Source organism: Pantoea sp. y20 (assembly GCF_054903455.1).
Window position 1 is genome coordinate 3,346,030 of record NZ_CM142816.1, and the last position, 24,242, is coordinate 3,370,271.

Below are 24,242 nucleotides of genomic sequence, written 5' to 3' on the forward strand. Positions count from 1 at the left end.
CTTATAGCCCTGCTTTTAAACTTGCTTCAATAAAACGATCGATATCGCCATCCAGCACCGCTTGGGTGTTGCGGGTTTCTACGCTGGTACGCAGATCCTTGATGCGTGAATCGTCGAGAACATAAGAACGGATCTGGCTGCCCCAGCCGATATCAGATTTGTTATCTTCCGCTGCCTGCTTATCCGCGTTTTTCTTCTGCATCTCATATTCGTACAGCTTGGCGCGTAACTGCTTGAAGGCCTGATCTTTGTTCTTATGCTGTGAACGGTCGTTTTGGCACTGCACCACAATGTTGGTCGGCAAGTGGGTAATACGCACCGCAGACTCGGTTTTGTTAACGTGCTGGCCACCCGCACCGGAGGCGCGGTAAACGTCGATACGCAGATCGGCAGGATTGATATCGATATCGATGTTGTCATCCACTTCCGGGTAGATAAACACCGAACTGAATGAGGTATGACGACGGCCGCCGGAATCGAACGGGCTCTTACGCACCAGGCGATGAACGCCGGTTTCGGTACGCAGCCAGCCAAACGCGTAGTCGCCGATGATTTTAATGGTGGCGGATTTGGTTCCGGCCACTTCACCGTCTGACTCTTCAATAATTTCGGTTTTATAGCCTTTGGCTTCCGCCCAGCGCAGATACATGCGCAGCAGCATGCTGGCCCAATCCTGCGCTTCAGTGCCGCCGGAACCGGCCTGAATGTCCATGTAGCAGTCGGCGCTGTCATATTCGCCAGAGAACATACGACGGAATTCCAGTTCGCCCAGCTTCACTTCCAGTGCATCAAGCTCGGCAACCGCTTCGTTGAAAGTCTCTTCGTCGTCAGCTTCCACCGCCAGATCCAGCAGGCCCTGCACATCTTCCAGGCCTTGCGTCATGTGATCTAAGGTTTCCACTACCGCTTCCAGTGAAGCACGTTCTTTACCCAGCGCTTGCGCGCGCTCAGGTTCGTTCCAGACGTCAGGCTGCTCCAGCTCGGCGTTTACTTCTTCGAGGCGTTCTTTCTTGGCATCGTAGTCAAAGATACCCCCGAAGAACGTCGCTGCGCTCACTGAGGTCCTGGATACGATTTTTGACCGGATTAATTTCAAACATGGCTTTTCAGTCTTTTTTGACGATTCGGTGAAAGGAGATAAAAACTAACGCGCTAGTTTACCCGAAAGTGTGCGCACTTTGTAGCATTGCACGCCGCCTGAGTGAGCGCGCCTCCGCCGTAAGAAAAAAAGTTCTTATCCTTCTGGAAAGCTTTACCCGCTACGCTTTCCCAAACACCCCCGCAAATACCTCGCCTTCAGAACCTTCTTAGGAGTTTTCCTGCAAAAATTAGGCAATTGGCGCCAGATGACGTCATTAAAGATCATGATTTATAACGATAAATCATTAAGAATTGTCTTGTGAGAAATTTCCTGCAAGAAAGCAGACACGTCTCAAATAACGCCATTAAGCAGCTGATATTCAGCCTATCGATTTATTAGCGCCCTTTTATCATTTTGCTCAGTGACTATCCCCCCGATGGACATCACTGACGTCCAGACCGTTTGTCACCACGATCGCCAGGAATGCGCAGCTTCGACAGGGAATGACACAGTAATCAGCGCCCGTAAACGTGAGCGGGCACAACATGTCCTGAGAGACATGAAGGAGTATCGATGTTTATTCCCGGTTTGCGCACTTCACCGCGCCTGCTTGCCTTGTTAATGCCTTTGTTACTTACCGCCTGCGGAGGCGGTGGCGGCGGCGGAGGTGGCGGTAGCGCGGCAACCTCGCCCACCACCGGCACCCCTGAGACACCCACGCCAGCTCAGCCCAGCGCTTCAGGCAATGCCAGCAAAGTCGGCATTATTGATTCAGGGTTATCGCCCGATCGCAGTGAAATCAATTACGCCAACGTGCAGTTCACCAGCTACGTCGGCGGCGGCAGTAGTTTGAATGATAATCAGGGCATTAACGGTCACGGCACCGTGGTGGCGCTGACGTTATTAGGCCTGTCGCCGGGCAGCACACTGTATGTGGCGCAGGCATCGCAGAACAATATCTTTCAATACGACGATACCGCCCGTGCGGTGAGCGGCCTGCTGAGCCAGGGCGTGCGGGTTTTCAATATGTCGTATGCCTCCAACGAGCGCTTAACCTCCGCACAGGCGCTATCCGATGCGCAGCCGCACTATCAGGTGCTGGTGCAAAGCATGCGTGAGATTGCGGCCGCTAACGGTTTGGCGGTGGTGATCACCGGCAATGGCGGCACTGCAACACCGTCCCCTAACGCGCAGCTGCCGCTGATTTATCAGGACAGCGCGTTGCAAAAGAATATGCTGGCCGTTACCGGCGTGATGGACAGCACCTCATACGACACGGCGAACCGCGCGGCGTTAACCGGGCCGTTTGATGCCTGTGGTAACGCCGCGGCATGGTGCCTGAGCGCACCGGGATACACCGATTATCGCTTTCAGAACGCCGATGGTACCTGGGTGAATGCGCGCAGCTACGGCACCTCGTTTGCCGCGCCGCGCGCCGCTGCGGCCGCTTCGCAAGTGTTGCAGCGCTTTCCGTGGATGAGCGGCTACAACCTGCAGCAAACGTTGCTGACCACCGCCACTTATCGCAGTGATGCTTACGCAGGCGCTGCGGATAGCGCCAACGGGCGGCCTTACAACAACACCTTCGGCTGGGGCGACCTCAACCAGGCGAAAGCGCTCAACGGTCCGGCAATGTTCTGGGCCAATGATTTTCACGCCAGCCTGGATGCGGGTAGCTATGTCTTCTCGAATGCCATCAGCGGCGATCGTGGCCTGATACTCGACGGCGCCAATAATGGCGGCGTGCTACGGTTAACCGCTAACAACAGTTACCTCGGCCAGACCAGCGTTGCCGCCAATACGTTGCTGATTGAGGGTGCGATTGCTGGCAGTGCCAACGTCAGCGGCAGTGGCACTTTAGGTGGCAGCGGTGTGATTGGCGGCAGCTTACTCAATCAGGGAACGGTCAACGGCGGTTTGCAGGTGCAAGGCGATTACCAGCAACGCAGTAATGGCGTGCTCAATATCGCGTTAAACAGCCCGCTGCGTGTAGCGGGCCACTCGACGCTGGACGGCACGATGAACCTCGCGCCCCCCTCATCAACTTATGTGGTGAAACAGCAGGAAACGCTGCTGACCAGCGATGCGGGTGTTAGCGGTCAGTTCAGCCAGGTCAATACTGGCGTGTTTCTTGATGGTTCGGTCAGCTACAACGCTAACAGCGTCACTGGCCAGCTGACGCGTAAAAATACCGCAGCAGTAGCGGCAGCGCTGGGCATGAACAGCGCCAGCACTCAGCAAACGGCCGCGAATCTGGAGCAGGCGTTTAGCGTAGCGGACAGCTGGCAGCAACAGGGTTCACTGAGCAGTGCGCAGCAGTCAGCGCTGGGCGCAGCAGGAGCGTTTCAGTCGCTGGCAGATGCCCGCAGTGCGCAGGCCGCCATCAATTCACTTTCCGGTCAGGCGCACGCTTCCAGCAACGCGGTACTGTTTAACGCGCTGGATTATCAAAGCCGCCTGTTGAGTAACCGTATCGCCGATGCCAGCGCTGACAATCGTTACGGTTTCTGGCTGGAGAGCGGTCAACTGCGCGGTTCACTGGATCAGGCGGGCTACCTCGGCACCGATTACCGCAACACGCTTACCGCATTGGGCGTGGATAGCGATTTGGGTATTTCTGGTCTGCGTGTGGGCGTGGCCTGGACGCAGAATCAGATCGACTCAACCTACGACCAAAGCGGCGGCACCAGCCGTAATCGCCTGCAAGGCGCGATGCTGTATGGCCGCTACGATTTGACGCCAGCATGGTATCTGCAGGGCAATCTCAGCTATCAACATGGTCGCGATGAGTTAAAGCGTCTGGTGTTGCTGGATGAAGCTTCGCCGGTGTCATCGACCACCAGCAGCAACAGCTGGCAGGCGGCGCTGCAAAGCGGCTATCGCTGGACAATTGAGGAGAATTATCGCCTCGAACCCTATCTCGGCTGGCGTGAAACCGGGCTGGATACCGGTGCGTTTGAGGATAAGGGCAGCGCGTTTGGTCTAAGCGGCGACGGCGACAGCTATCGACGCAGCGTCGGTTATAGCGGTTTGAGTATCAGCGCACGGCAGGATTGGTCGGCTGGATTGTGGAGCATGCTGAGTCTTTATGGCGAATATCAGTACGCATTCAACAATCCGTCGATGGATGTCAGCGCGCGCTGGGGCGGATTTGGCGATGACCAGAACCGTTTCACGATTCCCGGCATGCAGCTTGATCGCCGTTCGCAGTGGTTAGGTGTGCGGTTGGATGTGGCGCAGACGTCACGCGCGCGCCTGTTCCTGCGCGCCGATCAGCACTTCGCCGATCGCGGTGACGAAAAAGTGCTGCGCGGCGGTGTGGATGTGAGTTTCTGATAAACGTTTAATCGGTCAACTGAGCGCGATAAATCGCGCTGCTACGGATACGTGCACAGGTAGCGGCGCGATGCATTGCGCGTTTTGGTAGTGAACTACAGCGGCCAAAGGTGATCGATGATCAATTGCACCGAACGATTGCCGCGGTATTCGTTGATATCCAGCTTATAGGCCAGCTGCACCTGACGCACGCTGCTGTCTGGCCACAGCGTGGTATCCACGTTGAAGGCAATCCCATCCAACAGCGGGCCGCCGCCGAGCGGCTCGACCATCACTTTCAAATGACGCTCGCCCACTAACCGCTGTTGTAACAGCTTGAACTTGCCATCGAACACCGGCTCCGGGAATGCCTGGCCCCACGGACCGGCCTCGCGCAGCATTTCGGCAGTATGCAGGGTAAACTCCTGCGCATGCAGTTCGCCGTCCGACCAAATCACGCCCTGCAACGCTTCGCCATCCAGCCACTCATCAATCAACGCGGCAAATCGCGCACGGAACTCCTCGTACTTCGCGGTTTCCAGTGACAATCCGGCCGCCATGGCGTGACCACCAAATTTGATCATTAAGCCAGGGAACAGCGTGTCGAGACGCTCCAGCGCATCGCGCAGATGCAAACCCGCAATTGAGCGGCCCGAACCTTTCAGCGTGCCGTCTCCGGCGGGGGCGAAGGCGATCACCGGGCGATGGAAGCGCTCTTTCAGGCGCGACGCCAGAATCCCCACCACGCCCTGATGCCACTCGGGATGGTAGAACGCCAGTCCAAGCGGCAGATCGGTATGCTGACGCTCCAGCTCATCGCACAGCGCCAGCGCTTCGCTTTTCATGCCCTGCTCAATCTCTTTGCGCGTCTGATTCAGCGCATCGAGTTCATTCGCCAGCATGCGCGCCTGGGAAATATCTTCGGTGAGCAGCAGCGCCACGCCGACTGACATATCATCCAGACGACCGGCAGCATTCAGGCGCGGACCCACGGCAAAACCGAGATCGCTGGCGGCGAGTTGGCGCGCATCGCGGTTGGCAATCTCCAGCAGCGCGCGGACCCCGGCACGGCATTTGCCCGCGCGAATACGGCTCAAACCTTGCCACACCAGAATGCGGTTGTTGGCATCAAGCGGCACCACATCGGCCACGGTGCCCAGCGCCACCAGATCCAGCAGCTCCGCCAGATTTGGCTCGGCTCGGCTCTCACTAAACCAGTTTTGCTGACGCAGGTGCGCACGCAGCGCCAGCATCAGATAGAAGGCCACGCCAACACCCGCCAGCGAACGTGAGGGGAATTCGCTGTCGTTGAGGTTCGGATTAACAATCGCTTCGGCGGCGGGCAAGGTTTCGCCCGGCAAGTGGTGATCGGTAACCAGCACCGGAATGCCGTGCTGATGCGCGGTATCCACTCCGGCATGTGATGAGATGCCGTTATCGACGGTGAGGATCATCTCCGCACCGCGCGCTTTAGCCTGCTCGACCACTTCCGGACTCAAACCGTAGCCATCTTCGAAACGGTTTGGCACCAGATAATCCACATTACCGCCGAGGCTGCGCAGCGCCAGCACGGTTAACGCGGTGCTGGTGGCGCCATCGGCATCGAAATCGCCCACCACCACGATACGTTTGCCGGCCAGCAGCATCTGATGCAGCAACGTCACGGCGGCTTCGATGCCGCCCAGCGTTTGCCACGGCAGCAGGTGTTTAGCGCCGCGTTCCAGTTCCAGCGCCTCTTTCACGCCACGTTGCAGATACAAGCGACGCAGCAAAGGGGGCAAATCAGCGGGTAAGCTGGCTTCGGTCTCGGCTTCGCGCCGACGCAATTCAACAGAATGAATCACTGTGCGTTAACCGCCACGCTTCTGGCCGTCAAGCACCTGCTTCAGCTCTTGCGGTCCCTGGTAGCCAGGAATCATCATGCCGCTATCCGTGAGAATGGCTGGCGTACCCTGAATGCCAAACAGGATGCCGAGTTTGTACTGCTGCTCGATATTGATTTTGCAGGTCGCTGGCGCATCCATCTGCGGCGCATCGCCTTTCATTGCTGCATCGAAAGCTTTGTTACGATCGGCGCTGCACCAGATGGCGCGCATGGCTTTTTCTACCTGACCATTCAGACCTTCACGCGGGAAGGCCAGATAGCGCACGGTGATGCCGAGCGCGTTGTAGTCGGCCATCTGCTCATGCAGCTTGCGGCAGTAGCCACAGGTGATGTCGGTGAACACGGTGATGACGTGCTGCTCTTTCGGCGCTTTATAGACAATCATGTCTGGCGCCAGCGCAGTAACTTTTTTGTCCAGCAGCTGGTTGGTAACGTTGATCGGTTGGGTGCCGCTGACATCATACAGCGGGCCCTGAATCATGTGCTTGCCGTCTTCGGAGACGTAAAGCACGCCGCTTTCGGTCAGCACCGTTTTAATACCCGGCAGCGGGGACGGCTGGATTTCAGCCTGCTGCAATCCCAGTTTTTTCAGCGTTTGCTGAATAGCGTTGTCATCGGCATGCGCCAATCCAGTGAATGCACTGACCAGCAGAGCCAGCATCGTTAGCTGCTTTTTCATCTTAAATCCTTGTTACCGCATCTCAAGCGCGCGGATGATGCTGTTGATGTAACAGACGCAGGCGCTCAGTGGCGACGTGCGTATAAATTTGGGTGGTCGAGAGGTCGCTGTGGCCCAGCAACATCTGTACGACGCGTAAATCGGCGCCGTGGTTCAGTAAATGTGTGGCAAATGCGTGGCGCAGCACGTGCGGCGACAGCTTTTCGCTATCGATACCGGCAAGGGTCGCATAGTGTTTAATGCGATGCCAGAAGGTCTGCCGCGTCATTTGCTGCGCGCGTTGGCTGGGAAACATCACGTCCAGCGTTTGCCCGTTGAGCAGCCACGGCCGACCATGTTCCATATAGTATTCAATCCAGTAAACCGCTTCTTCACCTAACGGCACAAGACGCTCTTTGTTGCCTTTACCGATTACGCGCACCACGCCCTGACGCAGGCTGATATCGCTGATGGTCAAACCCACCAACTCCGTTACGCGTAAACCGGTGGCGTACAGCAGCTCCAGCATCGCCTTGTCGCGCAGTTCGAGCGGCACATCAATGCTCGGTGCCTGTAGCAAGCGTTCGACCTGGTTTTCACTGAGATCTTTCGGCAGACGCTGCGGCAGTTTCGGTGCCGACAGCAGCGCGCTGGGATCGTCGCTGCGCACTTTTTCCCGATAGAGATATTGGCACAAGCGGCGAATGGCGCTGAGGGTGCGCGCCGAGCTGGTGGCTTTGTAGCCGCCCTCAACGCGTTCGGCAAGAAACTGCTGCAAATCAAGCGCTTCAAGCGTTAATAGCGTGCGATCGTGGTGATGCAGCCAGCCGGTGAGCGTTTGCAGATCCTGCCGGTAAGAGGCGAGCGTGTTCTGCGCCAGATTACGCTCAATCCAAAGCGCATCCAGAAACTGTTCGATCAGATCGCTGTCCTGCACTGTACTCTCCGCCCGTGTGAAATCGTGCTCATTATGCCTGAAAGTAGCCTGCTTCTGGTACAATTGCCCCCGAGTCAGGTTCAGACAGAGCATTAATTGCATGAATATCGGTTTGTTTTATGGTTCGAGCACCTGTTACACCGAGATGACGGCGGAAAAGATTCGCGACTTTATCGGTGAAGAATTAGTCACGCTGCACAATTTGAAAGATGACGATCCGTCGCTGATGGAGCAGTACGATTTGCTGATCCTCGGCATTCCGACGTGGGATTTCGGTGAGTTACAGGAAGATTGGGAAGCGATTTGGCCACAGATTCCGGCGCTGAATTTGCGCGGAAAAATCGTGGCGCTGTACGGCATGGGCGATCAGGGCGAATACGCCGAATGGTTCCTTGATGCGCTGGGCATGCTGCACGAACTGCTGCAGCCGATGGGCGTGCAGTTTGTGGGTTACTGGCCGCTGGAAGGCTATGAGTTCACCAGCAAAAAACCGCTGACCGCCGATGGCACGCAGTTTGTCGGTTTGGCGCTCGACGATGTTAACCAGTTCGAACAGAGCGATGAGCGCATTGAGCAGTGGTGCGAACAGATTCTGACGGAAACCGCAGCGCTGCTTTAAGGCAGCGTTTGACCATCCCTTAGAAAACAGCAGGCGCGCAGCGTGCGCCATTCACCGGGCGGCAGGTTGTCATGCATTAACCATAGCCGCCAGCGTTTTCCCTGCTGATTACGCAGCACCAGCAAAACGCCATACGGCAACCAATCCGCCTTACGTTCCGCTCGCCAGCGCACACCGCGCCACAGCCAATTGCCCTTCACGTCCAGCACCAAATGACCTACGCGCTGAACCAAGCGGCGCTCGTTACGCCAGCACTCCGCCAGCAGCAGCACTAACACCGGCGCTTTGCTCCACGCCCACGCGTCAGGCCACTCCAGCGCCAGCAGCAAACCGGTGCACAGTAGAGAAAGCGTCACATTCAGTGCGCGCGCACTGCGTGACGCTCGCAGATCACATTGCCACCGGACCGCGTTCACGGTTACGCTGCTGAATCAGTTTCACCATACGTTTGAACTCGGGATCAACCGGTTCACCGTGATTCATCAACCAGTTGAACAGATCGGGATCGTCACTCTTTAGTAGTGCGATAAAAACCTGCTTATCGGTGTCGTTCAGCGAATCATATTCAAATTTGAAAAACGGCATGATAGCCATATCCAGCTCCAGCATGCCGCGACGGCATGCCCATTGGACGCGGGCTTTGTCGTTAATTTCCATGTCTCAGGTTCCATGACTAAAAACAGTGGGGCTCAGTGTACCTGCTTTTTTTTCTCGCTGCAGGCGCTGTGCTTAACCCTGTGCAATACCTCGGTGTTACATCCCCCAGTTTGCAATGGGTATCACGCGATTTGTGCGCCATATTCAGTAAACAGGTTGCAAAGCCGCACTGCTCTTTTACCATTGCAACCTATTACCTCATTAATCAGGAAAGAGACATGTCGATTTTTACCCTTCCACCTCGCCAGCCTGCTGCATCGTCACGCCTGCCTTTAACCCTGATTTCGCTCGACGAATGGGCGCTGGTTAAGGTGCAGGGCAACGACAGCACGTCTTATCTGCAAGGTCAGTTGACGCTGGATGTCGCGGCGATGGGCGAGACGCAGCATCGTCCCGCCGCGCACTGCGATGCCAAAGGCAAAATGTGGAGCAACATTCGTCTGTTCCATCGCAGCGAAGGTTACGCTTACGTGGTGCGTCGCAACCTGCGTGAGCAGCAGCTTACCGAACTGAAGAAATACGCGGTGTTCGCCAAAGTCACCATCGTGGCTGACGATGAAGCGGTGCTGCTCGGCGTTGCCGGTTTCCAGGCGCGCGCCGCGCTGGCAGGCGTATTCAGCACACTGCCGGATGCGGAAACGCCGGTAGTACAGCAAGGTGAGAGCACGCTTTTGTGGTTTGATCAGCCAGCCGAACGTTTCCTGCTGGTGACCACGCCAGAACAGGCGAATGCGTTGAAAGAGAAACTGGCGGGAGAAGCGCAGTTCAACGACAGCCTGCAATGGCTGGCGCTGGATATTGAAGCGGGCATTCCGGTGATTGAAAGCGCCACCAGCGCGCAGTTGATTCCACAAGCCACTAACCTACAGGCGCTGGATGCCATCAGCTTCAAAAAAGGGTGTTACACCGGCCAGGAAATGGTGGCACGCGCCAAATTCCGCGGTGCGAACAAACGCGCACTCTATTGGCTGGCAGGTAAAGCCAGCAAAGTGCCGGAGGTTGGCGGTTCGATGGAGCTGCAGATGGGCGATAAATGGCGTCGCACCGGCACCGTATTGAGCGGCGTGCAGCTGGATGACGGCAGCGTTTGGGTGCAGGTGGTGATGAATAATGATTTGGAGCCGAATAGCGTATTGCGCGTGGAAGGCGACGAAAGTGGCAAATTGACCATTCAGCCGCTGCCGTATTCATTAACCGAATAATTGCGGGCAAAGTCCGTACTAAACACATAAGGTCGCCATTCTCGGCGACCTGGATTGAGCTTACATCACGTAAAAATAAATCGCGCAGAAGTGCAACACGCTGCCGCCGAGCACAAAACCGTGCCAGATGGCGTGACTGTAAGGAATACGGCGCGAGACGTAGAATATCACCCCTAGCGAATAGACAATGCCTCCGGCAGCCAGCAGCCAAATCCCGCCCGGCGACAGTTTGATCGCCAGCTGATAAATCACCACCAGCGACAACCATCCCATACCGAGATAGGTCACCAGCGACAGCGCTTCAAAGCGGTGGGCAAAGGCGATTTTAAACAGGATACCGGCCAGCGCCAGGCTCCAGATCACCACCATTAAGCCTTGTGCCAGCGGCGAATTGAGACCCACCAGCAAGAACGGCGTGTAAGTGCCAGCAATCAACAGATAAATGGCGCAGTGGTCAAATTTCTTCAGCCAGTATTTGGCTTTTTGATGGGGAATGGCGTGATACAGCGTTGAGGCGAGATAGAGCAGAATGATGCTGCCGCCGTACAGGCTGTAACTGGTGATCGCGGTAACGTTAGCTTGGGATTCAACGGCTTGTGTCAACATCAACGCCAGGCCGATGATGCCGAAAATGCAGCCAATTCCGTGGCTGATACTATTGGCGATCTCTTCTGCCAATGAGTAGCCCTGAGCAATAACTGGGGTTTGTACCATGAGGTGATTCCTGAACAACGGAAAAAGCGAGTGTGCTATTTCTGAGCAACCAGAGTAACCGGGATAATTTTCAGAGTACACATGTACGCTAAAATAAATCTGTGAGTGGGTGTGACAGGCGAGGGTTTGAATGAATCGGTCGCCATGCATGGCGACACTTCGCACGGATACTGTTTTATGGGGTCGGTATTGATACCGGCTTGGTGATTATCGTCCGCCAGCCGCATCAATAAAGGTGCCCGTCACATAAGACGCGGCATCGCTCGCTAGCCAGACAATTGCTGCAGCAATCTCTTCTGCCTGGCCGCCGCGTCCCATTGGCAATGTGCTCGCCAGGCGATCGACCCGACCCGGCTCGCCGCCATCGGCGTGCATGTCGGTATAAATAAGGCCAGGACGCACGCTGTTGACGCGAATGCCTTGCGATGCCACTTCCAGCGACAGCCCTTTAGTCAGCGTATCCATCGCCCCTTTTGAAGCGGCGTAATCCACATATTCGCCTGGCGCACCGAGACGTGACGCAGCGGATGACACATTGACGATGGCGCCCCCTTTGCCGCCATGATGCGTGCCCATGCGTTTTACCGCCTCACGACAGCAGATGAACGTGCCGGTAACGTTGGTGGCGAATACGCGCTGAATACGTTCGGCATCCAGATCTTCCACCCGACATTGGGTAAACAAAATACCGGCATTATTCACCAGCACTCGCAGCACGCCCTCTTGCTGGTCCAATTCGGCAAACATACGTATGACCTGCGCTTCATCGCCAATATCGGCCTGCAGCGCAAACGCACTGCCGCCCTGCGCTTCAATCTCTGCCACCACGCTTGCCGCTTCGGCTGCACGCTGACGATAGTTGATCGCCACGCGATAACCCGCCTGCGCCAGCGATAGTGCGGTTGCGCGTCCAATGCCGCGACTACCGCCGGTAATCAAAGCCAGATCCATTTTTGCCTCCACAAAAAAGGGCCGAACAATCGGCCCTTTCATAAATATCACCCGCTACTTTAGCCTAAATAATTTGAGTTACAGCAAGGCGGCAAGTTCATTCATCCCCGGGAGCTTACATCAGTAAGTGACCGGGGTGAATGAGCGCAGCCAACGCCGCTGTGGCTCAAAGTATGACGGCTAAATTATTGGTATTCGCTCATTGGTACACACGAACAAAAGACATTGCGATCGCCAAATACATCATCCAGACGTTTCACCGTCGGCCAGTATTTATTGGCGCTACCGGCCGGGAATACGGCCAGCTCACGGGTATACGGATGCGCCCAGTCGCCGACGATTTCTGTCTGCGTGTGCGGTGCGTTCACCAGCGGATTATCTTCCAGCGGCCATTCGCCATCGGCAACGCGATCGATTTCCATGCGAATAGCCAGCATCGCATCGATAAAGCGATCCAGCTCGATTTTGCTTTCCGATTCCGTGGGTTCAACCATCAGCGTTCCCGCAACCGGGAATGACATCGTTGGTGCGTGGAACCCGTAATCGATCAGACGCTTAGCAATATCCAGCTCGCTGATACCGGTCTGCTCTTTCAGCGGACGAATGTCGAGAATACATTCGTGCGCCACGCGGCCATCGCGGCCGGCATACAGAATCGGATAGGCCGATTGCAGACGGCTGGCAATGTAGTTGGCGTTCAGGATCGCCACCGAACTCGCTTGCTTCAGACCTTCTGCGCCCATCATACGGATATACATCCAGCTGATTGGCAGAATCGATGCGCTACCAAACGGTGCGGCAGATACCGCGCCCTGCTGCGTCAGCACGCCATCAATTTGCACCACGCTGTGACCCGGCACGAACGGTGCCAGATGCGCTTTCACACCGATTGGCCCCATACCCGGACCGCCACCGCCGTGCGGGATACAGAAGGTTTTGTGCAGGTTAAGGTGCGATACATCCGCGCCGATATAACCTGGCGTGGTGATACCGACCTGCGCATTCATGTTGGCGCCGTCGAGATACACCTGGCCGCCGTGCTGATGCACGATCTGGCACACCTCGCGAATGGTTTCTTCATAAACGCCGTGTGTTGACGGATAGGTCACCATGATGCACGACAGCTGCTCACCCACCTGCGCGGCTTTCTCACGCAGATCGCCAAGATCGATGTTGCCTTGTTTATCACACGCCACCACCACAACTGACATGCCCGCCATCTGCGCCGATGCCGGATTGGTGCCGTGCGCCGAGCTCGGGATCAGGCAAACATTACGGCCGCCTTCGTTACGACTTTCGTGGTAACGACGAATCGCCAGCAGGCCGGCGTATTCGCCCTGCGCACCTGAGTTGGGCTGCATGCACAGCGCATCGTAGCCAGTCAACTGCACCAGCCATTGCGACAACTGGCCAATCATCTGCAGATAACCCGACGCCTGCTCAGCCGGGCAGAATGGATGCAGTTCGGCAAATTCCGGCCAGGTGATTGGAATCATCTCCGCCGCGGCGTTAAGTTTCATGGTGCACGAACCGAGTGGGATCATCGCCTGGTTCAGCGCCAAATCTTTTTTCTCCAGGCTGTGCATGTAGCGCATCATCTCAGTTTCGCTGTGATGACGGTTGAACACCGGGTGCGTCAGGAAGGCGCTTTCACGCACCTGACCAGCCGGAATCGCACTGTTTTCCGCAGCAACAGCGGCATCCAGCGCATCAATGTCCTGACCGTGCGCATCGCCCAACAGAATGGCGAACAGCGCCAGCACATCTTCACGGGCGGTGGTTTCATCCAGCGTAATGCCAACCGCATTGTGGATATCGCTGCGCAGGTTGACGCCGAAGCTCTGCGCGCGGTTCAGCACCGCCGCTTTATCGGCCACTTCAACCGTCAGCGTATCGAACCAGCTGTTGTGGCGCAGCTTCAGGCCACCGTTTTGCAGGCCCGCGGCCAGAATGCTGGTCAGACGGTGAATACGTGAGGCAATGCGTTTCAGGCCAACCGGACCGTGATACACCGCGTAGAGACCGGCGATATTCGCCAGCAGCACCTGCGATGTACAGATGTTGGAGTTGGCTTTCTCACGACGAATATGTTGCTCGCGGGTTTGCATCGCCATACGCAGCGCGGTGTTCCCGGCGGCATCGCGCGATACACCAATAATGCGACCAGGCATCGAGCGTTTGTGCTCGTCGCGGCTGGCGAAGAACGCGGCGTGTGGTCCGCCGTAACCCATCGGCACGCCGAAACGCTGGGCAGAACCAAAGACGATATCTGCGCCCTGCTTGCCCGGCGCCTCTAGCTGCACCAGCGCCATGAAATCTGCGGCTACGCTCACCACCACTTTGCGGCTTTTCAGCTCGGCAATCAGTGAGCGGTAATCGTGCACTTCACCGTGCGTACCCACCTGTTGCAGCAACACGCCGAACAGATCATCGTGATCCAGCGCCTTGTCAGCACGATCAATAATCAGTTCAAAACCAAAGGTTTCTGCGCGGGTGCGCACCACATCCAGCGTCTGTGGATGGATGTCATCGGCGATGAAGAATTTGGTGGCGGTTTTCAGTTTGCTAACGCGCCTGGCCATCGCCATTGCTTCGGCAGCAGCGGTCGCTTCGTCCAACAGTGACGCGGAAGCGATGTCCAGACCGGTCAGATCCAGCGTCAGAGTTTGGAAGTTGAGCAGCGCCTCAAGACGGCCCTGCGACACTTCTGGCTGATACGGCGTATACGCGGTGTACCAGCCTGGATTTTCCAGCATATTGCGCAGGATGACGGGCGGCGTGATCACCGCGCTGTAGCCCATGCCGATCCAGGATTTATAGCGTTGGTTCTGACTGGCAATGGCTTTCAGCTCTGCCAGCGCTTGCTGCTCGGTCGCTGCAATGCCTACTGCAGGCGGGCCTGGCAGTTGGATGTCGGCAGGCACAATAGAACTGATCAATGAGGAGAGCGAACTGGCACCAATCGCTTCCAGCATTAAGGCCTGTTGTTCCGGCGTAGGACCGATGTGGCGCTCAATGAAAGCACCGTTGTGTTCAAGCTGGCTGAGAGTCTGGGTCATTTGCAGTAAATCCTGAATCGGGCTGGGTTACAAAAATGGCGTTAAATCAGGCAGATAAAAAAGAAGGCGACGCAGCGCGCCACCTTCTGCCACTACCGGTTACTCGTCGATTGCGGCTTTATAGGCATCGGCATCCAGCATCGCGTCGAGTTCTGATTCGTCGCTGGCTTTGATGCGGAACAGCCAACCATCGGCGTACGGCGCGCTGTTCACAAGCTCTGGCGAATCGCCCAGATTGTCGTTCACCGCCACAATCTCACCGCTCAGTGGCGCGTAGATGTCTGAAGCCGCTTTTACCGACTCCGCAACGGCGCAGTCATCACCGGCCGAGAAGGTAGCACCGACGTCTGGCAGATCGACAAACACCATATCGCCCAGCAGTTCCTGTGCGTGTTCGGTGATACCCACAGTGAAGGTGCCGTCGGCTTCTTTACGGACCCATTCGTGGCTATCGCGGTATTTCAATTCATTTGGCACATTGCTCATTGGCCATTTCTCCTGAAAAAAAATTACTGGGCAACCGGCTTACCGGCGCGAACAAAAATCGGTTTGGTGACTTTCACTGGCATTTCACGGTTGCGGATTTCCACAATCGCCTGCTCACCAATGCCGGCTGGCACACGCGCCAGCGCGATGCTGTAACCCAGGGTTGGTGAGAAGGAACCACTGGTAATAATACCTTGCTGCGGCTGACCTTGTTGATCGGTGAAGCGCACCGTTAACCCGTTACGCAGCACCCCTTTTTCGGTCATCACCAGGCCAACCAGCTTTTCGGTGCCGTGCTCGCGCTGCGCTTGCAGGGCATCACGGCCAATGAAATCGCGATCGGCAGGTTCCCAGCTGATGGTCCAGCCCATATTGGCGGCGAGCGGCGAAACGCCCTCATCCATCTCCTGACCGTACAGGTTCATGCCCGCTTCCAGACGCAGCGTGTCACGCGCACCGAGTCCAGCCGGTTTAACGCCTGCGGCCAACAGCTGCTGCCAGAAAGCGGCGGCTTCAGTCGCTGGCATGGCAATCTCATAACCCGCTTCGCCGGTGTAGCCGGTGGTAGCGATAAACAGGTTTTCGGCCTGCACGCCAAAGAAGGGTTTCATGCCGGCAACGGCATCACGCTGAGCGGCGCTCAACAGCGTTTGTGCTTTCTGCTGCGCGTTTGGACCTTGCACCGCAATCAGCGCCAGATCGTCACGTTCGGTCAGCTCAACGCCAAACGGCTGCGCATGCTGTTTAATCCAGACTAGATCTTTCTCTCGCGTAGCGGAGTTCACCACCAGACGGAAGAAATCTTCGCTCATAAAGTAAACAATCAAATCATCAATGACGCCAGCAGAGGCATTCAACATGCCGGTATACAGGGCTTTGCCCGGCTGGGTGAGCTTGGCGACATCGTTTGCCAGCAGATAGCGCAGGAATTCGCGGGTACGTGCGCCGCGCAAATCGACGATGGTCATGTGGGAAACATCAAACATGCCGGCATCGTTACGCACCGCGTGATGCTCATCCATTTGCGAGCCGTAATGCAGCGGCATCATCCAGCCGTGGAAGTCCACCATGCGTGCACCGCTTGCCTGATGCTGTTCGAATAGAGGCGTTTGCTGAGTCATAACCATCCTGTGAAGACAAGTGAGTGTGACGCGCCTGCGTCGCCTAATGAGGCTGACGCAAACGTTCTCTTTGTGCTGAAGTTATCACCTAATGTGGCAATTAACTATGAGGAAAACGAGGGCGAAACACTACCACCTTTCATCAAATCATCGAACAGCGCCCAGCATAAATCACTGCATTATTGTGATTAGCCTCGCACAAAATACGACTAAATTACTTTCATGCAGCAAATTGAGGGAATACACGCCACAGGATTAAGAAATGGTCCGGCATGCGCAGGGCCGTGACATGAATTAATCTAATGCGAATTAAGGCGTCAAATTAGAATAAATCAAACGAGGCGCGATCGCGGTGCATCGCTGCATCATTGGGGTGCAGCAAAGAAAAACGGCGCCCAATGGGGCGCCGTTAGCTGAGATGATTAGCGTATCCATCTGGGTAGATCGTTAAGCCCCATCGCCTGTTTCAGCATCAGCGGTTTAACGCCAGGTAACGTGTCGGCGAGCTTGAGGCCAACATCACGCAGCAGCTTTTTCGCGGGATGGGTGCCGGCAAACAGCTCGCGAAAACCCTGCATCCCCGCCAGCATCATCGCCGCACTGTGCTTGCGGCTGCGCTCATAGCGACGCAGATAGAGATGCTGACCAATGTCTTTGCCTTCCTGATGCAATCGACGAATTTCACCAATTAATTCAGCCGCATCCATAAAGCCGAGATTTACGCCCTGCCCGGCCAGCGGATGGATGGTGTGGGCGGCATCGCCGACCAGCGCCAAACGGTGCGCGGCAAAGTTACGCGCATAACGTGCCGTCAACGGGAAGGTTTTACGTTCACTCTCGACCTGACACAAGCCAAGACGCATATCAAACGCCACCGACAGCTGCTGATTAAATAGCGCTTCCGGCATCGAATGCAAGCGTGCCGCTTCCTGTGGCGCGAGCGACCAGACGATCGAGCATAAGTGTGGATCCTGCATCGGCAGGAACGCCAGAATACCGTCGCCGTGAAACACCTGACGCGCAATTGCATCATGCGGCATATCGGTGCGGATGTTCGCCACCAGCGCGTGATGCTCGTAATCCCAGAAAGTCAGCGGGATATCCGCTTTATCGCGCAGCCACGAATTGGCGCCGTCGGCCGCCACCAGCAAACGTGCGCTCATCATGCTGCCATCCTGCAACGTAATGAAGGCTTCGTTGTCGCCAAACGCCACTTGCTGCAGCTGCGCCGGGGCAAACAGCGTAATATCGCTGCTCTGACTGGCACGCTGCCACAACGCGCTATGAATCACTTCGTTTTCAATAATATGGCCAAGATGCGATAAACCCTGCTGCTCGTCATCAAAGCTGATTGAGCCAAAGCTGTCCTGATCCCACACTTCCATGCCGTGATAGGCGCTGGCGCGCAGCGCCAGAATGCTCGACCAGACATCGAGCTTTTGCAGCAGACGTTCACTGGCAGCGTTGATGGCGGAGACGCGAATCGACGCATTGGCCGCCGGATCAAACTGTGGCTCGGGTGCTTTTTCCAGCACGGCAACGCGTAAGCCGCTGCCTTGGAGTCCGCAGGCGACGGCCAAACCCACCATGCCGCCTCCGGCAATTGCCACATCAAAAGTTTGCATTGCTGCCCCTTAATTCGTGCTTAACGCTTAACCCAGCCGAGCGTGCGCGCGGCAAGTGGATTTCGTAGCCAAGGCAGATGGTCCATCGCCACCAGCCCAAGATTTCGTCCTGCTACCAACGGCGCATAGCGGTTAGCAAACAGTCGGACTAAACCGTCAGTGACGCCAACAGTGGCGGCACGATCGGGCTGACGTCGCGCGGCAAAATGCTGTAATACCGCGAAACTGCCGGGATCTTGCTGCTGACGATATGCGCCTGCCAGCGTTTCCGCCAGCGACATCACATCACGCAGACCCAGGTTGAAGCCTTGTCCGGCGATTGGATGCAGCGTTTGCGCCGCGTTGCCCACCAGCGCCAGACGATGTGTCACCTGACGTTCAGCGGTTTGCAGCGCCAGCGGATAATGCTCGCGTTGACCGGTATGCGTGAAGCGCCCCAGACGCCAGCCGAATGCGCGCTGCAGTTCTTGCAGGAAGGTCGCATCATCCCACTGCTTAATCGTTGCTTGCGCCTCAAGCGGGTGGCACCACACCAGCGACATGCGGTTGCCAGACATCGGCAACAGCGCCAGCGGGCCGTATTCGGTAAAGCGCTCAAAGGCGCGGCCCTGATGCGGCAACTGCGTCGACACGTTGGCGATAACCGCCAACTGCTGATAATCGTCGCGTTGCCAGGTGATACCGCAGGACGCGCCTAAAGGTGAACGCGAACCGTCGGCGGCCACCAGTAATGCGCCTGCCAGCTGTTCGCCGCTGTTCAACATCACCTTCACATTATCCGCCGTACGCGCTACCGAAGTTACATGATCCGGGCAGCGCAGCGTGACGCCTGACGCTTTTTGCAGGCGTTGAAACAGCCGCTGGCCGACATCAAACAGTTCAACCACCTGACCGAGCGCAGGCAACTGATGATCTTGCGCTTTAAGCGAAACAAAGCCGGTATGACCGCGATCGGAAACGTGAATATCGGTGATGGGCGTGGCGCAATCGGCCAGCGAGCGCCACAGATCGATATCCGCTAACTGCTGACAGGTGCCAGCCGCCAGGGCAATCGCCCGTCCATCGAAACCGGGATGCGCGCGGCTGTCGGGCTGGCTGCGCTCAATCAGGGTAACCGGCAGTTGGCCTTGCGTCAGATGTGAAATCGCCAGCGCCAGAGTCGCACCGGTCATGCCGCCGCCGGCAATCAAAATGCTCATGCGTGACGTGCCGCCGCCATCAAGGCTTCAATCGCGTCAGCGTCTTTGACTACGCTGTCGGTGAGATTTTCGTTGCCGTCGGCGGTGATGACGATGTCATCTTCGATGCGAATGCCAATGCCGCGATATTGTGGCGGTACTTTGGCATCTGGCGCGATATACAAGCCAGGCTCAACCGTCAGCACCATGCCCGGCTCTAGCACGCGGTCGCGGCTTGGCGTGCCATAATGGCCGACATCGTGCACATCCAGCCCCAGCCAGTGACTCAAACCGTGCATGAAGAACGGACGATGCGCCTGCTCTTCAAACAGCGTATCGATGTTGCCATCCAGAATGCCGAGATCGACCAGGCCGGTAATCATTATGCGCACCACCTCGTCGTTAACGTCATGGATGCTGATGCCCGGACGGAACATCGACAACGCTTTGTAGAGCGAAGCCAGCACGATGTCGTAGATGGCGCGCTGCGGCTCGCTGAAGGTGCCGTTGACCGGGAAGGTGCGGGTGATATCGCCCGCGTAGCCGTGGAATTCACAGCCTGCGTCAATCAGCACTAAGTCGCCATCGCGCATTTCCGATTCGTTTTCGGTGTAGTGCAGAATACAGCCGTTTTCGCCCGAACCGACAATGGTGTTGTACGAGGGGAAACGCGCGCCGTGGCGATTGAATTCGTGATGAATTTCGCCTTCCAGCTGATATTCGAACATGCCCGGACGACAGGCTTGCATCGCTCGCGTGTGCGCCAGCGCGCTGATTTTTCCGGCGCGGCGCAGAATCTCAATCTCTTCTGCGCTTTTGAACAGGCGCATGTCGTGCACCCACGGACGCCAGTCGGTAACTGTGTCGGGCGCGCTAAGGTTTTGACGGAAGCCGCGACGCAGTTTGTCCAGCGCACTGAACACCAGTTGATCGGCTTCTGCGTATTCGCCCTGCGCGTGGTAAACCACATCCAGGCCGTTAAGCAGTTGATGCAGCTGCTCGCCGAGGTCATCCCACGGCAAAGCGCGATCGACTCCCAGTTTCGCCAGTGCGGCATCCTGGCCAAGGCGGCGACCAAACCAGATTTCGGCCGTCAGGTCACGCACGCGATTGAACAGCACGCTGTGATTGTGCTTATCATCACTTTTGATTAAGACCAGCAGCGCCTGCGGTTCATTAAAACCGGTGAAGTACCAGAAGTCGCTGTTTTGACGAAAGCTGTATTCGGTGTCGTTGCTGCGCGTCACTTCAGGTGCAGCAAAAATTAACGCCGCACTGCCTGGCGCCATGCGGGCAATCAGCGCCTGACGACGTTGTTGAAACGTATCCAAGGTAATCATGTTTGCACTCCCTGTTGAAGACGGGCCACAACGCACCCGCATTGACGCGCTTAATGTAGCGTAGGTTTCTGTACTTCTGGTGCCGTTGGCTGATGCGGACGCGTGAAGGTGTCGTGGCACAGCAGAGCGGCAACGCGCACGTACTCAATCACCTCTTCGAGTGACTGCTCCAGCTCTTCCTGATCTTCATCTTCGTCATAGCCAAGTTGTGCGATGGTGCGCAGATCGTCAATCGCTTCGCCAGTTTCGCCGGTCACTTTCTCCAGCTTAGGCTGCGTGACACCCAAACCGAGCAGGAAGTGGTTTACCCAACCGGCCAGCGCATCCGCGCGATCGAATACCGTGATGTCATCGTCTTCCGGCAACATCAGTTGGAACATAAAACCTTCGTCTTCCAGCGTGGTCGCCAGGCTTTCATGCAGCGCCTGCAGCGGCTGAGACAGGCTCTGCGAAAACGCCATGCCTTCGTTGGTGAGATCGTGAACCATGGTTTTCCAGCTGGTATCCTGATTGCCGCCGCACAGAATCCCGGAAAGGAGACCATGCATTTCGGCTGGCGTCATGCCCACGCCCTGCTGTGAAAGGGCCGCGGCCAGCGCGTTGTAACTCGGCGTTGCGTTCTGTAAAGACATAAGCTTTGGTCGTCGTTGGCAGAATAAGTTCGTGTTATGCTACCACCAGGTGCCTCTGGGTTTCCAGAAAAGGGGTTGTAACTTATAACTCGGGTATATATAGTTTCGCACCTCCCAACCCATTGACCGGTAAGGGAGATGCGATCGAAGTAATCAGTTAGGATGGTGGCATGTCTGCACAACCAGTAGATATTCAAATTTTTGGTCGTTCGTTAAGAGTGAATTGCCCGCCTGAACAGCAAGATGCGCTGAATCTGGCCGCAGAGGATCTCAATCAACGGTTGCAAGATTTAAAAGTTCGCACTAGAGTCACCAATACAGAGCAACTGGTGTTCATCGCCGCGTTAAACATCTGCCACGAGTTGGCACAAGAGAAAGGTAAGACGCGCGACTATGCAGCAAACATGGAACAACGTATCCGCATGCTGCAGCAGACCATTGAACAAGCGTTAGTAGAGCAAGGTCGCATAACTGACCGCCAGGGCCCTAATTTTGAATAAAGCTTCATGGTCCTCATGTTAGAGTGACGGTGAAGTAAATTTTCTCTGAGATGTTTGCAAGCGGGCTAGTCCCCTGAGCCGATATTTCATACCAACAGAATGTGACGCTCCACAATTTGTGCGCATGCTCGGTCCGTCCGAGAAGCCTAATAGTTGTGACGGCATGTTCACCTTGAACCAAGGGTTCAAGGGTTACAGCCTGCGGCGGCATCTCGGAGATCTCCATTTAGTAGCAAGTCTGTTTCCCCGGTTCGCATGATATAATCGCTTTTAAGAAGCGATTATTCCGGGGATATAGATATCATGCCAGCGCCCTCCCTTCTCGACCGTCAAGACATCCGTCAGCATGTGCGCCATTTGCGCCGTAATCTCACGTCTGAGCAACAGGAACAAGCCGCCGATCAGTTGGCTGAACACGCCATCAACATTGCACCGGTCGCTAATGCCCAACGCATTGCGCTGTTTTTATCTGTCGATGGAGAGATCAACACTCGCCCGCTGATCGCCAAACTTTGGCAGCAAAAAAAGCAGGTTTACTTACCGGTGCTTCATCCCTTCTCGCCGGGCAATCTGCTGTTTATCCGTTACACGCCAGAAACGCCACTCGCGCCAAATAAACTTCGCATCCCGGAACCGCCGCTGGATATCACGCAACTGGCCACGCTGGATCAGCTGGATGTGATGCTGGTGCCGCTGGTAGCGTTTGACTATGCTGGCCAACGTTTGGGAATGGGTGGCGGATTCTACGATCGCACGCTGCAAAACTGGCAGCAGCATGGTTTTCTTCCGGTGGGCATCGCACATGATTGTCAGCGCGTAGAAGCATTGCCGGTTGCCGCCTGGGATGTGCCGCTCCCCGCGATACTGACGCCATCGAAACTGTGGCAGTGGGAAGCGTGAGCAGGAAAAACAAAGGGCGCCAATGGCGCCCTGTTTAATCAGTACAGCAGACGGGCTCGGATGGTGCCCGGAATCGCCTTCATCGCCTGCAGCGCTTTATCCGCTGCATCCTGCTCAGCATCAATATCGATCACCACGTAGCCCATAATTGGCGTGGTTTGCAGATACTGCGCGGCGATGTTGATGCCCTGCTCGGCAAAAATCTGGTTGATAGCGGTCAGCACACCCGGACGGTTTTCATGGATGTGCAGCAGACGGCTAGCACTTGCCGCATGCATCGGCAGTGAGACTTCCGGGAAGTTAACCGCAGACAGCGTAGAACCGTTGTCGGAGTATTTCGCCAGCTTGCCAGCCACTTCGATACCGATGTTTTCCTGCGCTTCCTGCGTTGAACCACCAATGTGCGGCGTCAGGATCACGTTATCGAACTCGCACAGCGGTGAGTTAAACGGGTCGCTGTTAGTCGCAGGCTCGACCGGGAAGACGTCGATAGCGGCACCAGACAGATGTTTATTCGCCAGGGCATCACACAGCGCCGGAATATCGATCACGGTACCGCGCGCGGCGTTGATCAGCAGCGCACCCGGCTTCATCAGCGCCAGCTCTTCCGCGCCAATCATGTTCTGAGTGGATTGCGTTTCAGGAACGTGCAGGCTGACCACGTCGCTCATGTTGAGCAGATCGGAGAGATGACGCACCTGAGTGGCGTTACCCAGCGGCAGCTTGCTTTCGATATCGTAGAAGAACACGTGCATACCGAGGCTTTCTGCCAGTACACCCAGCTGCATGCCGATGTGGCCGTAACCGATGATGCCCAGTTTCTTGCCGCGAGCTTCAAACGAACCGTTGGCGACTTTATTCCAGATGCCACGGTGCGCTTTGGCGTTGGCTTCCGGAATGCCACGCAGCATCAGCAGCATTTCGCCAATCACCAGCTCTGCAACAGAACGGGTGTTGGAGAACGGCGCGTTGAACACCGGCACACCGCGTTTCGCCGCTGCAGCGAGATCAACCTGGTTAGTACCGATACAGAAGCAGCCGACTGCTACCAGCTTTTCTGCGGCAGCAAAGATCTCTTCAGTCAGTTGGGTACGGGAACGGATACCAATGAAGTGCGCATCGCGGATGGAGGATTTCAGCGACTCCGCATCCAGCGCGCCTTTGTGAAACTCGATGTTGGTGTAGCCTGCTGCACGCAGGTTTTCCAGCGCACTCTGGTGAACGCCTTCCACCAGCAGGAACTTAATCTTGTCTTTTTCCAGTGATACCTTTGCCATTTCCCGACCCTATTCAGAATTCAATGAGGACTACCATAAGGTAGCCTTCTGTCAAAATATCAAAAATTTCGTGCGCAGCAATACAAACGATTGCCTGGGAGCCAG

The 24,242-nt window shown here is 56.2% G+C and carries 21 protein-coding genes and 1 other RNA gene; 6 read left to right on the forward strand and 16 right to left on the reverse strand.

Annotation, left to right across the window (positions count from 1 at the left end; translation table 11 throughout):
- Position 1: 1 nt before the first annotated feature.
- Positions 2–1,100, reverse strand: a protein-coding gene (prfB, locus tag ACYAC5_RS15575; protein WP_110867985.1) for a peptide chain release factor 2 whose coding sequence is annotated in 2 segments (ribosomal slippage) — positions 2–1,024 and positions 1,026–1,100 — 1,098 coding nt in all. Because the reading frame shifts where the segments join, the coding sequence is not laid out codon by codon here.
- A 554-nt stretch (positions 1,101–1,654) separates the two neighbouring features.
- On the opposite strand from prfB, the gene ACYAC5_RS15580 reads away from it, so the two are divergent.
- Positions 1,655–4,417 (forward strand): autotransporter domain-containing protein, encoded by a 2,763-nt coding sequence (locus ACYAC5_RS15580; RefSeq protein WP_277974046.1) that lies wholly within the window; start codon positions 1,655–1,657, stop codon positions 4,415–4,417.
- Positions 4,418–4,512: 95 nt separating this feature from the next.
- On the opposite strand, the gene recJ is transcribed toward ACYAC5_RS15580, so the two are convergent.
- From recJ to xerD, 3 genes are read right to left on the reverse strand one after another with little or no spacing between them, the layout of a single operon-like run.
- Positions 4,513–6,240, reverse strand: a complete 1,728-nt coding sequence (recJ, locus tag ACYAC5_RS15585) for a single-stranded-DNA-specific exonuclease RecJ (RefSeq protein WP_462061991.1) — start codon at positions 6,238–6,240, stop codon at positions 4,513–4,515.
- Positions 6,241–6,246: 6 nt separating this feature from the next.
- On the reverse strand, positions 6,247–6,960 hold the full coding sequence (gene dsbC / locus ACYAC5_RS15590; RefSeq protein ID WP_101761962.1) for a bifunctional protein-disulfide isomerase/oxidoreductase DsbC: 714 nt from the start codon (positions 6,958–6,960) through the stop codon (positions 6,247–6,249).
- A gap of 22 nt (positions 6,961–6,982) precedes the next feature.
- Positions 6,983–7,876: a site-specific tyrosine recombinase XerD gene (gene xerD / locus ACYAC5_RS15595; RefSeq protein WP_008108233.1), complete on the reverse strand. Its 894-nt coding sequence runs from the start codon at positions 7,874–7,876 to the stop codon at positions 6,983–6,985.
- Positions 7,877–7,976: 100 nt separating this feature from the next.
- Between xerD and fldB the strand changes: the two genes are divergently transcribed.
- Positions 7,977–8,495 carry a flavodoxin FldB gene (gene fldB, locus ACYAC5_RS15600; protein WP_101761960.1) on the forward strand — a complete coding sequence of 173 codons (519 nt, stop codon included), beginning with the start codon at positions 7,977–7,979 and terminating at the stop codon, positions 8,493–8,495.
- On the opposite strand, the gene ACYAC5_RS15605 is transcribed toward fldB, so the two are convergent.
- Together ACYAC5_RS15605 and sdhE are read right to left on the reverse strand one after the other, a co-directional pair.
- Positions 8,492–8,911 (reverse strand): protein YgfX, encoded by a 420-nt coding sequence (locus ACYAC5_RS15605; RefSeq protein ID WP_110867987.1) that lies wholly within the window; start codon positions 8,909–8,911, stop codon positions 8,492–8,494. The genes fldB and ACYAC5_RS15605 overlap by 4 nt on opposite strands.
- Complete coding sequence (gene sdhE / locus ACYAC5_RS15610; protein ID WP_101761958.1) at positions 8,886–9,152, reverse strand: FAD assembly factor SdhE; 267 nt, start codon at positions 9,150–9,152, stop codon at positions 8,886–8,888. The genes ACYAC5_RS15605 and sdhE overlap by 26 nt, the downstream gene beginning before the upstream one ends.
- A 218-nt stretch (positions 9,153–9,370) precedes the next feature.
- Between sdhE and ygfZ the strand changes: the two genes are divergently transcribed.
- Positions 9,371–10,354: a tRNA-modifying protein YgfZ gene (ygfZ, locus tag ACYAC5_RS15615; protein ID WP_462061992.1), complete on the forward strand. Its 984-nt coding sequence runs from the start codon at positions 9,371–9,373 to the stop codon at positions 10,352–10,354.
- 60 nt (positions 10,355–10,414) lie between these two features.
- On the opposite strand, the gene trhA is transcribed toward ygfZ, so the two are convergent.
- From trhA to ACYAC5_RS15660, 9 genes are all read right to left on the reverse strand, one after another.
- Complete coding sequence (gene trhA / locus ACYAC5_RS15620) at positions 10,415–11,068, reverse strand: PAQR family membrane homeostasis protein TrhA (RefSeq protein WP_176973605.1); 654 nt, start codon at positions 11,066–11,068, stop codon at positions 10,415–10,417.
- A 207-nt stretch (positions 11,069–11,275) separates the two neighbouring features.
- Positions 11,276–12,019 carry an SDR family oxidoreductase gene (locus tag ACYAC5_RS15625; RefSeq protein WP_462061993.1) on the reverse strand — a complete coding sequence of 248 codons (744 nt, stop codon included), beginning with the start codon at positions 12,017–12,019 and terminating at the stop codon, positions 11,276–11,278.
- 185 nt (positions 12,020–12,204) lie between these two features.
- Positions 12,205–15,078, reverse strand: coding sequence for an aminomethyl-transferring glycine dehydrogenase (gene gcvP, locus ACYAC5_RS15630; RefSeq protein ID WP_210082042.1), 2,874 nt, complete (start codon positions 15,076–15,078; stop codon positions 12,205–12,207).
- 99 nt (positions 15,079–15,177) lie between these two features.
- Positions 15,178–15,564, reverse strand: coding sequence for a glycine cleavage system protein GcvH (gene gcvH / locus ACYAC5_RS15635; RefSeq protein ID WP_101761953.1), 387 nt, complete (start codon positions 15,562–15,564; stop codon positions 15,178–15,180).
- A gap of 23 nt (positions 15,565–15,587) precedes the next feature.
- On the reverse strand, positions 15,588–16,685 hold the full coding sequence (gene gcvT / locus ACYAC5_RS15640) for a glycine cleavage system aminomethyltransferase GcvT (protein ID WP_462061994.1): 1,098 nt from the start codon (positions 16,683–16,685) through the stop codon (positions 15,588–15,590).
- Positions 16,686–17,107: 422 nt separating this feature from the next.
- A complete protein-coding gene (ubiI, locus tag ACYAC5_RS15645) occupies positions 17,108–18,310 on the reverse strand; it encodes an FAD-dependent 2-octaprenylphenol hydroxylase (RefSeq protein ID WP_462061995.1) in 1,203 nt (400 codons plus the stop codon).
- Positions 18,311–18,330: 20 nt separating this feature from the next.
- A complete protein-coding gene (ubiH, locus tag ACYAC5_RS15650; RefSeq protein ID WP_462061996.1) occupies positions 18,331–19,509 on the reverse strand; it encodes a 2-octaprenyl-6-methoxyphenyl hydroxylase in 1,179 nt (392 codons plus the stop codon).
- Positions 19,506–20,828 carry a Xaa-Pro aminopeptidase gene (pepP, locus tag ACYAC5_RS15655; protein ID WP_462061997.1) on the reverse strand — a complete coding sequence of 441 codons (1,323 nt, stop codon included), beginning with the start codon at positions 20,826–20,828 and terminating at the stop codon, positions 19,506–19,508. Before pepP ends, ubiH begins: the two co-directional genes overlap by 4 nt.
- A 50-nt stretch (positions 20,829–20,878) precedes the next feature.
- Positions 20,879–21,460 (reverse strand): YecA/YgfB family protein, encoded by a 582-nt coding sequence (locus ACYAC5_RS15660; RefSeq protein ID WP_101761948.1) that lies wholly within the window; start codon positions 21,458–21,460, stop codon positions 20,879–20,881.
- A gap of 170 nt (positions 21,461–21,630) precedes the next feature.
- Between ACYAC5_RS15660 and zapA the strand changes: the two genes are divergently transcribed.
- From zapA to ACYAC5_RS15675, 3 genes are all read left to right on the forward strand, one after another.
- Positions 21,631–21,960: a cell division protein ZapA gene (gene zapA, locus ACYAC5_RS15665; protein WP_007890288.1), complete on the forward strand. Its 330-nt coding sequence runs from the start codon at positions 21,631–21,633 to the stop codon at positions 21,958–21,960.
- Between the two features lie 39 nt (positions 21,961–21,999).
- Positions 22,000–22,183: non-coding RNA, 6S RNA (gene ssrS / locus ACYAC5_RS15670), on the forward strand.
- Between the two features lie 80 nt (positions 22,184–22,263).
- Entirely contained in the window at positions 22,264–22,860 is a 597-nt protein-coding gene (locus tag ACYAC5_RS15675) for a 5-formyltetrahydrofolate cyclo-ligase (RefSeq protein ID WP_462061998.1), read from the forward strand.
- 38 nt (positions 22,861–22,898) lie between these two features.
- On the opposite strand, the gene serA is transcribed toward ACYAC5_RS15675, so the two are convergent.
- On the reverse strand, positions 22,899–24,137 hold the full coding sequence (gene serA / locus ACYAC5_RS15680) for a phosphoglycerate dehydrogenase (RefSeq protein WP_192236441.1): 1,239 nt from the start codon (positions 24,135–24,137) through the stop codon (positions 22,899–22,901).
- Positions 24,138–24,242 lie beyond the last annotated feature (105 nt).

Excerpts from the sequence above, each read along its gene's own strand:
- ACYAC5_RS15580 (WP_277974046.1), top strand. The coding sequence starts at position 1,655 with ATGTTTATTCCCGGTTTGCGCACTTCACCGCGCCTGCTTGCCTTGTTA.
- dsbC (WP_101761962.1), bottom strand. The coding sequence starts at position 6,960 with ATGAAAAAGCAGCTAACGATGCTGGCTCTGCTGGTCAGTGCATTCACT.
- fldB (WP_101761960.1), top strand. The coding sequence starts at position 7,977 with ATGAATATCGGTTTGTTTTATGGTTCGAGCACCTGTTACACCGAGATG.
- sdhE (WP_101761958.1), bottom strand. The coding sequence starts at position 9,152 with ATGGAAATTAACGACAAAGCCCGCGTCCAATGGGCATGCCGTCGCGGC.
- ygfZ (WP_462061992.1), top strand. The coding sequence starts at position 9,371 with ATGTCGATTTTTACCCTTCCACCTCGCCAGCCTGCTGCATCGTCACGC.
- trhA (WP_176973605.1), bottom strand. The coding sequence starts at position 11,068 with ATGGTACAAACCCCAGTTATTGCTCAGGGCTACTCATTGGCAGAAGAG.
- ACYAC5_RS15625 (WP_462061993.1), bottom strand. The coding sequence starts at position 12,019 with ATGGATCTGGCTTTGATTACCGGCGGTAGTCGCGGCATTGGACGCGCA.
- gcvP (WP_210082042.1), bottom strand. The coding sequence starts at position 15,078 with ATGACCCAGACTCTCAGCCAGCTTGAACACAACGGTGCTTTCATTGAG.
- gcvH (WP_101761953.1), bottom strand. The coding sequence starts at position 15,564 with ATGAGCAATGTGCCAAATGAATTGAAATACCGCGATAGCCACGAATGG.
- gcvT (WP_462061994.1), bottom strand. The coding sequence starts at position 16,685 with ATGACTCAGCAAACGCCTCTATTCGAACAGCATCAGGCAAGCGGTGCA.
- ubiI (WP_462061995.1), bottom strand. The coding sequence starts at position 18,310 with ATGCAAACTTTTGATGTGGCAATTGCCGGAGGCGGCATGGTGGGTTTG.
- ubiH (WP_462061996.1), bottom strand. The coding sequence starts at position 19,509 with ATGAGCATTTTGATTGCCGGCGGCGGCATGACCGGTGCGACTCTGGCG.
- pepP (WP_462061997.1), bottom strand. The coding sequence starts at position 20,828 with ATGATTACCTTGGATACGTTTCAACAACGTCGTCAGGCGCTGATTGCC.
- ACYAC5_RS15660 (WP_101761948.1), bottom strand. The coding sequence starts at position 21,460 with ATGTCTTTACAGAACGCAACGCCGAGTTACAACGCGCTGGCCGCGGCC.
- zapA (WP_007890288.1), top strand. The coding sequence starts at position 21,631 with ATGTCTGCACAACCAGTAGATATTCAAATTTTTGGTCGTTCGTTAAGA.
- ACYAC5_RS15675 (WP_462061998.1), top strand. The coding sequence starts at position 22,264 with ATGCCAGCGCCCTCCCTTCTCGACCGTCAAGACATCCGTCAGCATGTG.
- serA (WP_192236441.1), bottom strand. The coding sequence starts at position 24,137 with ATGGCAAAGGTATCACTGGAAAAAGACAAGATTAAGTTCCTGCTGGTG.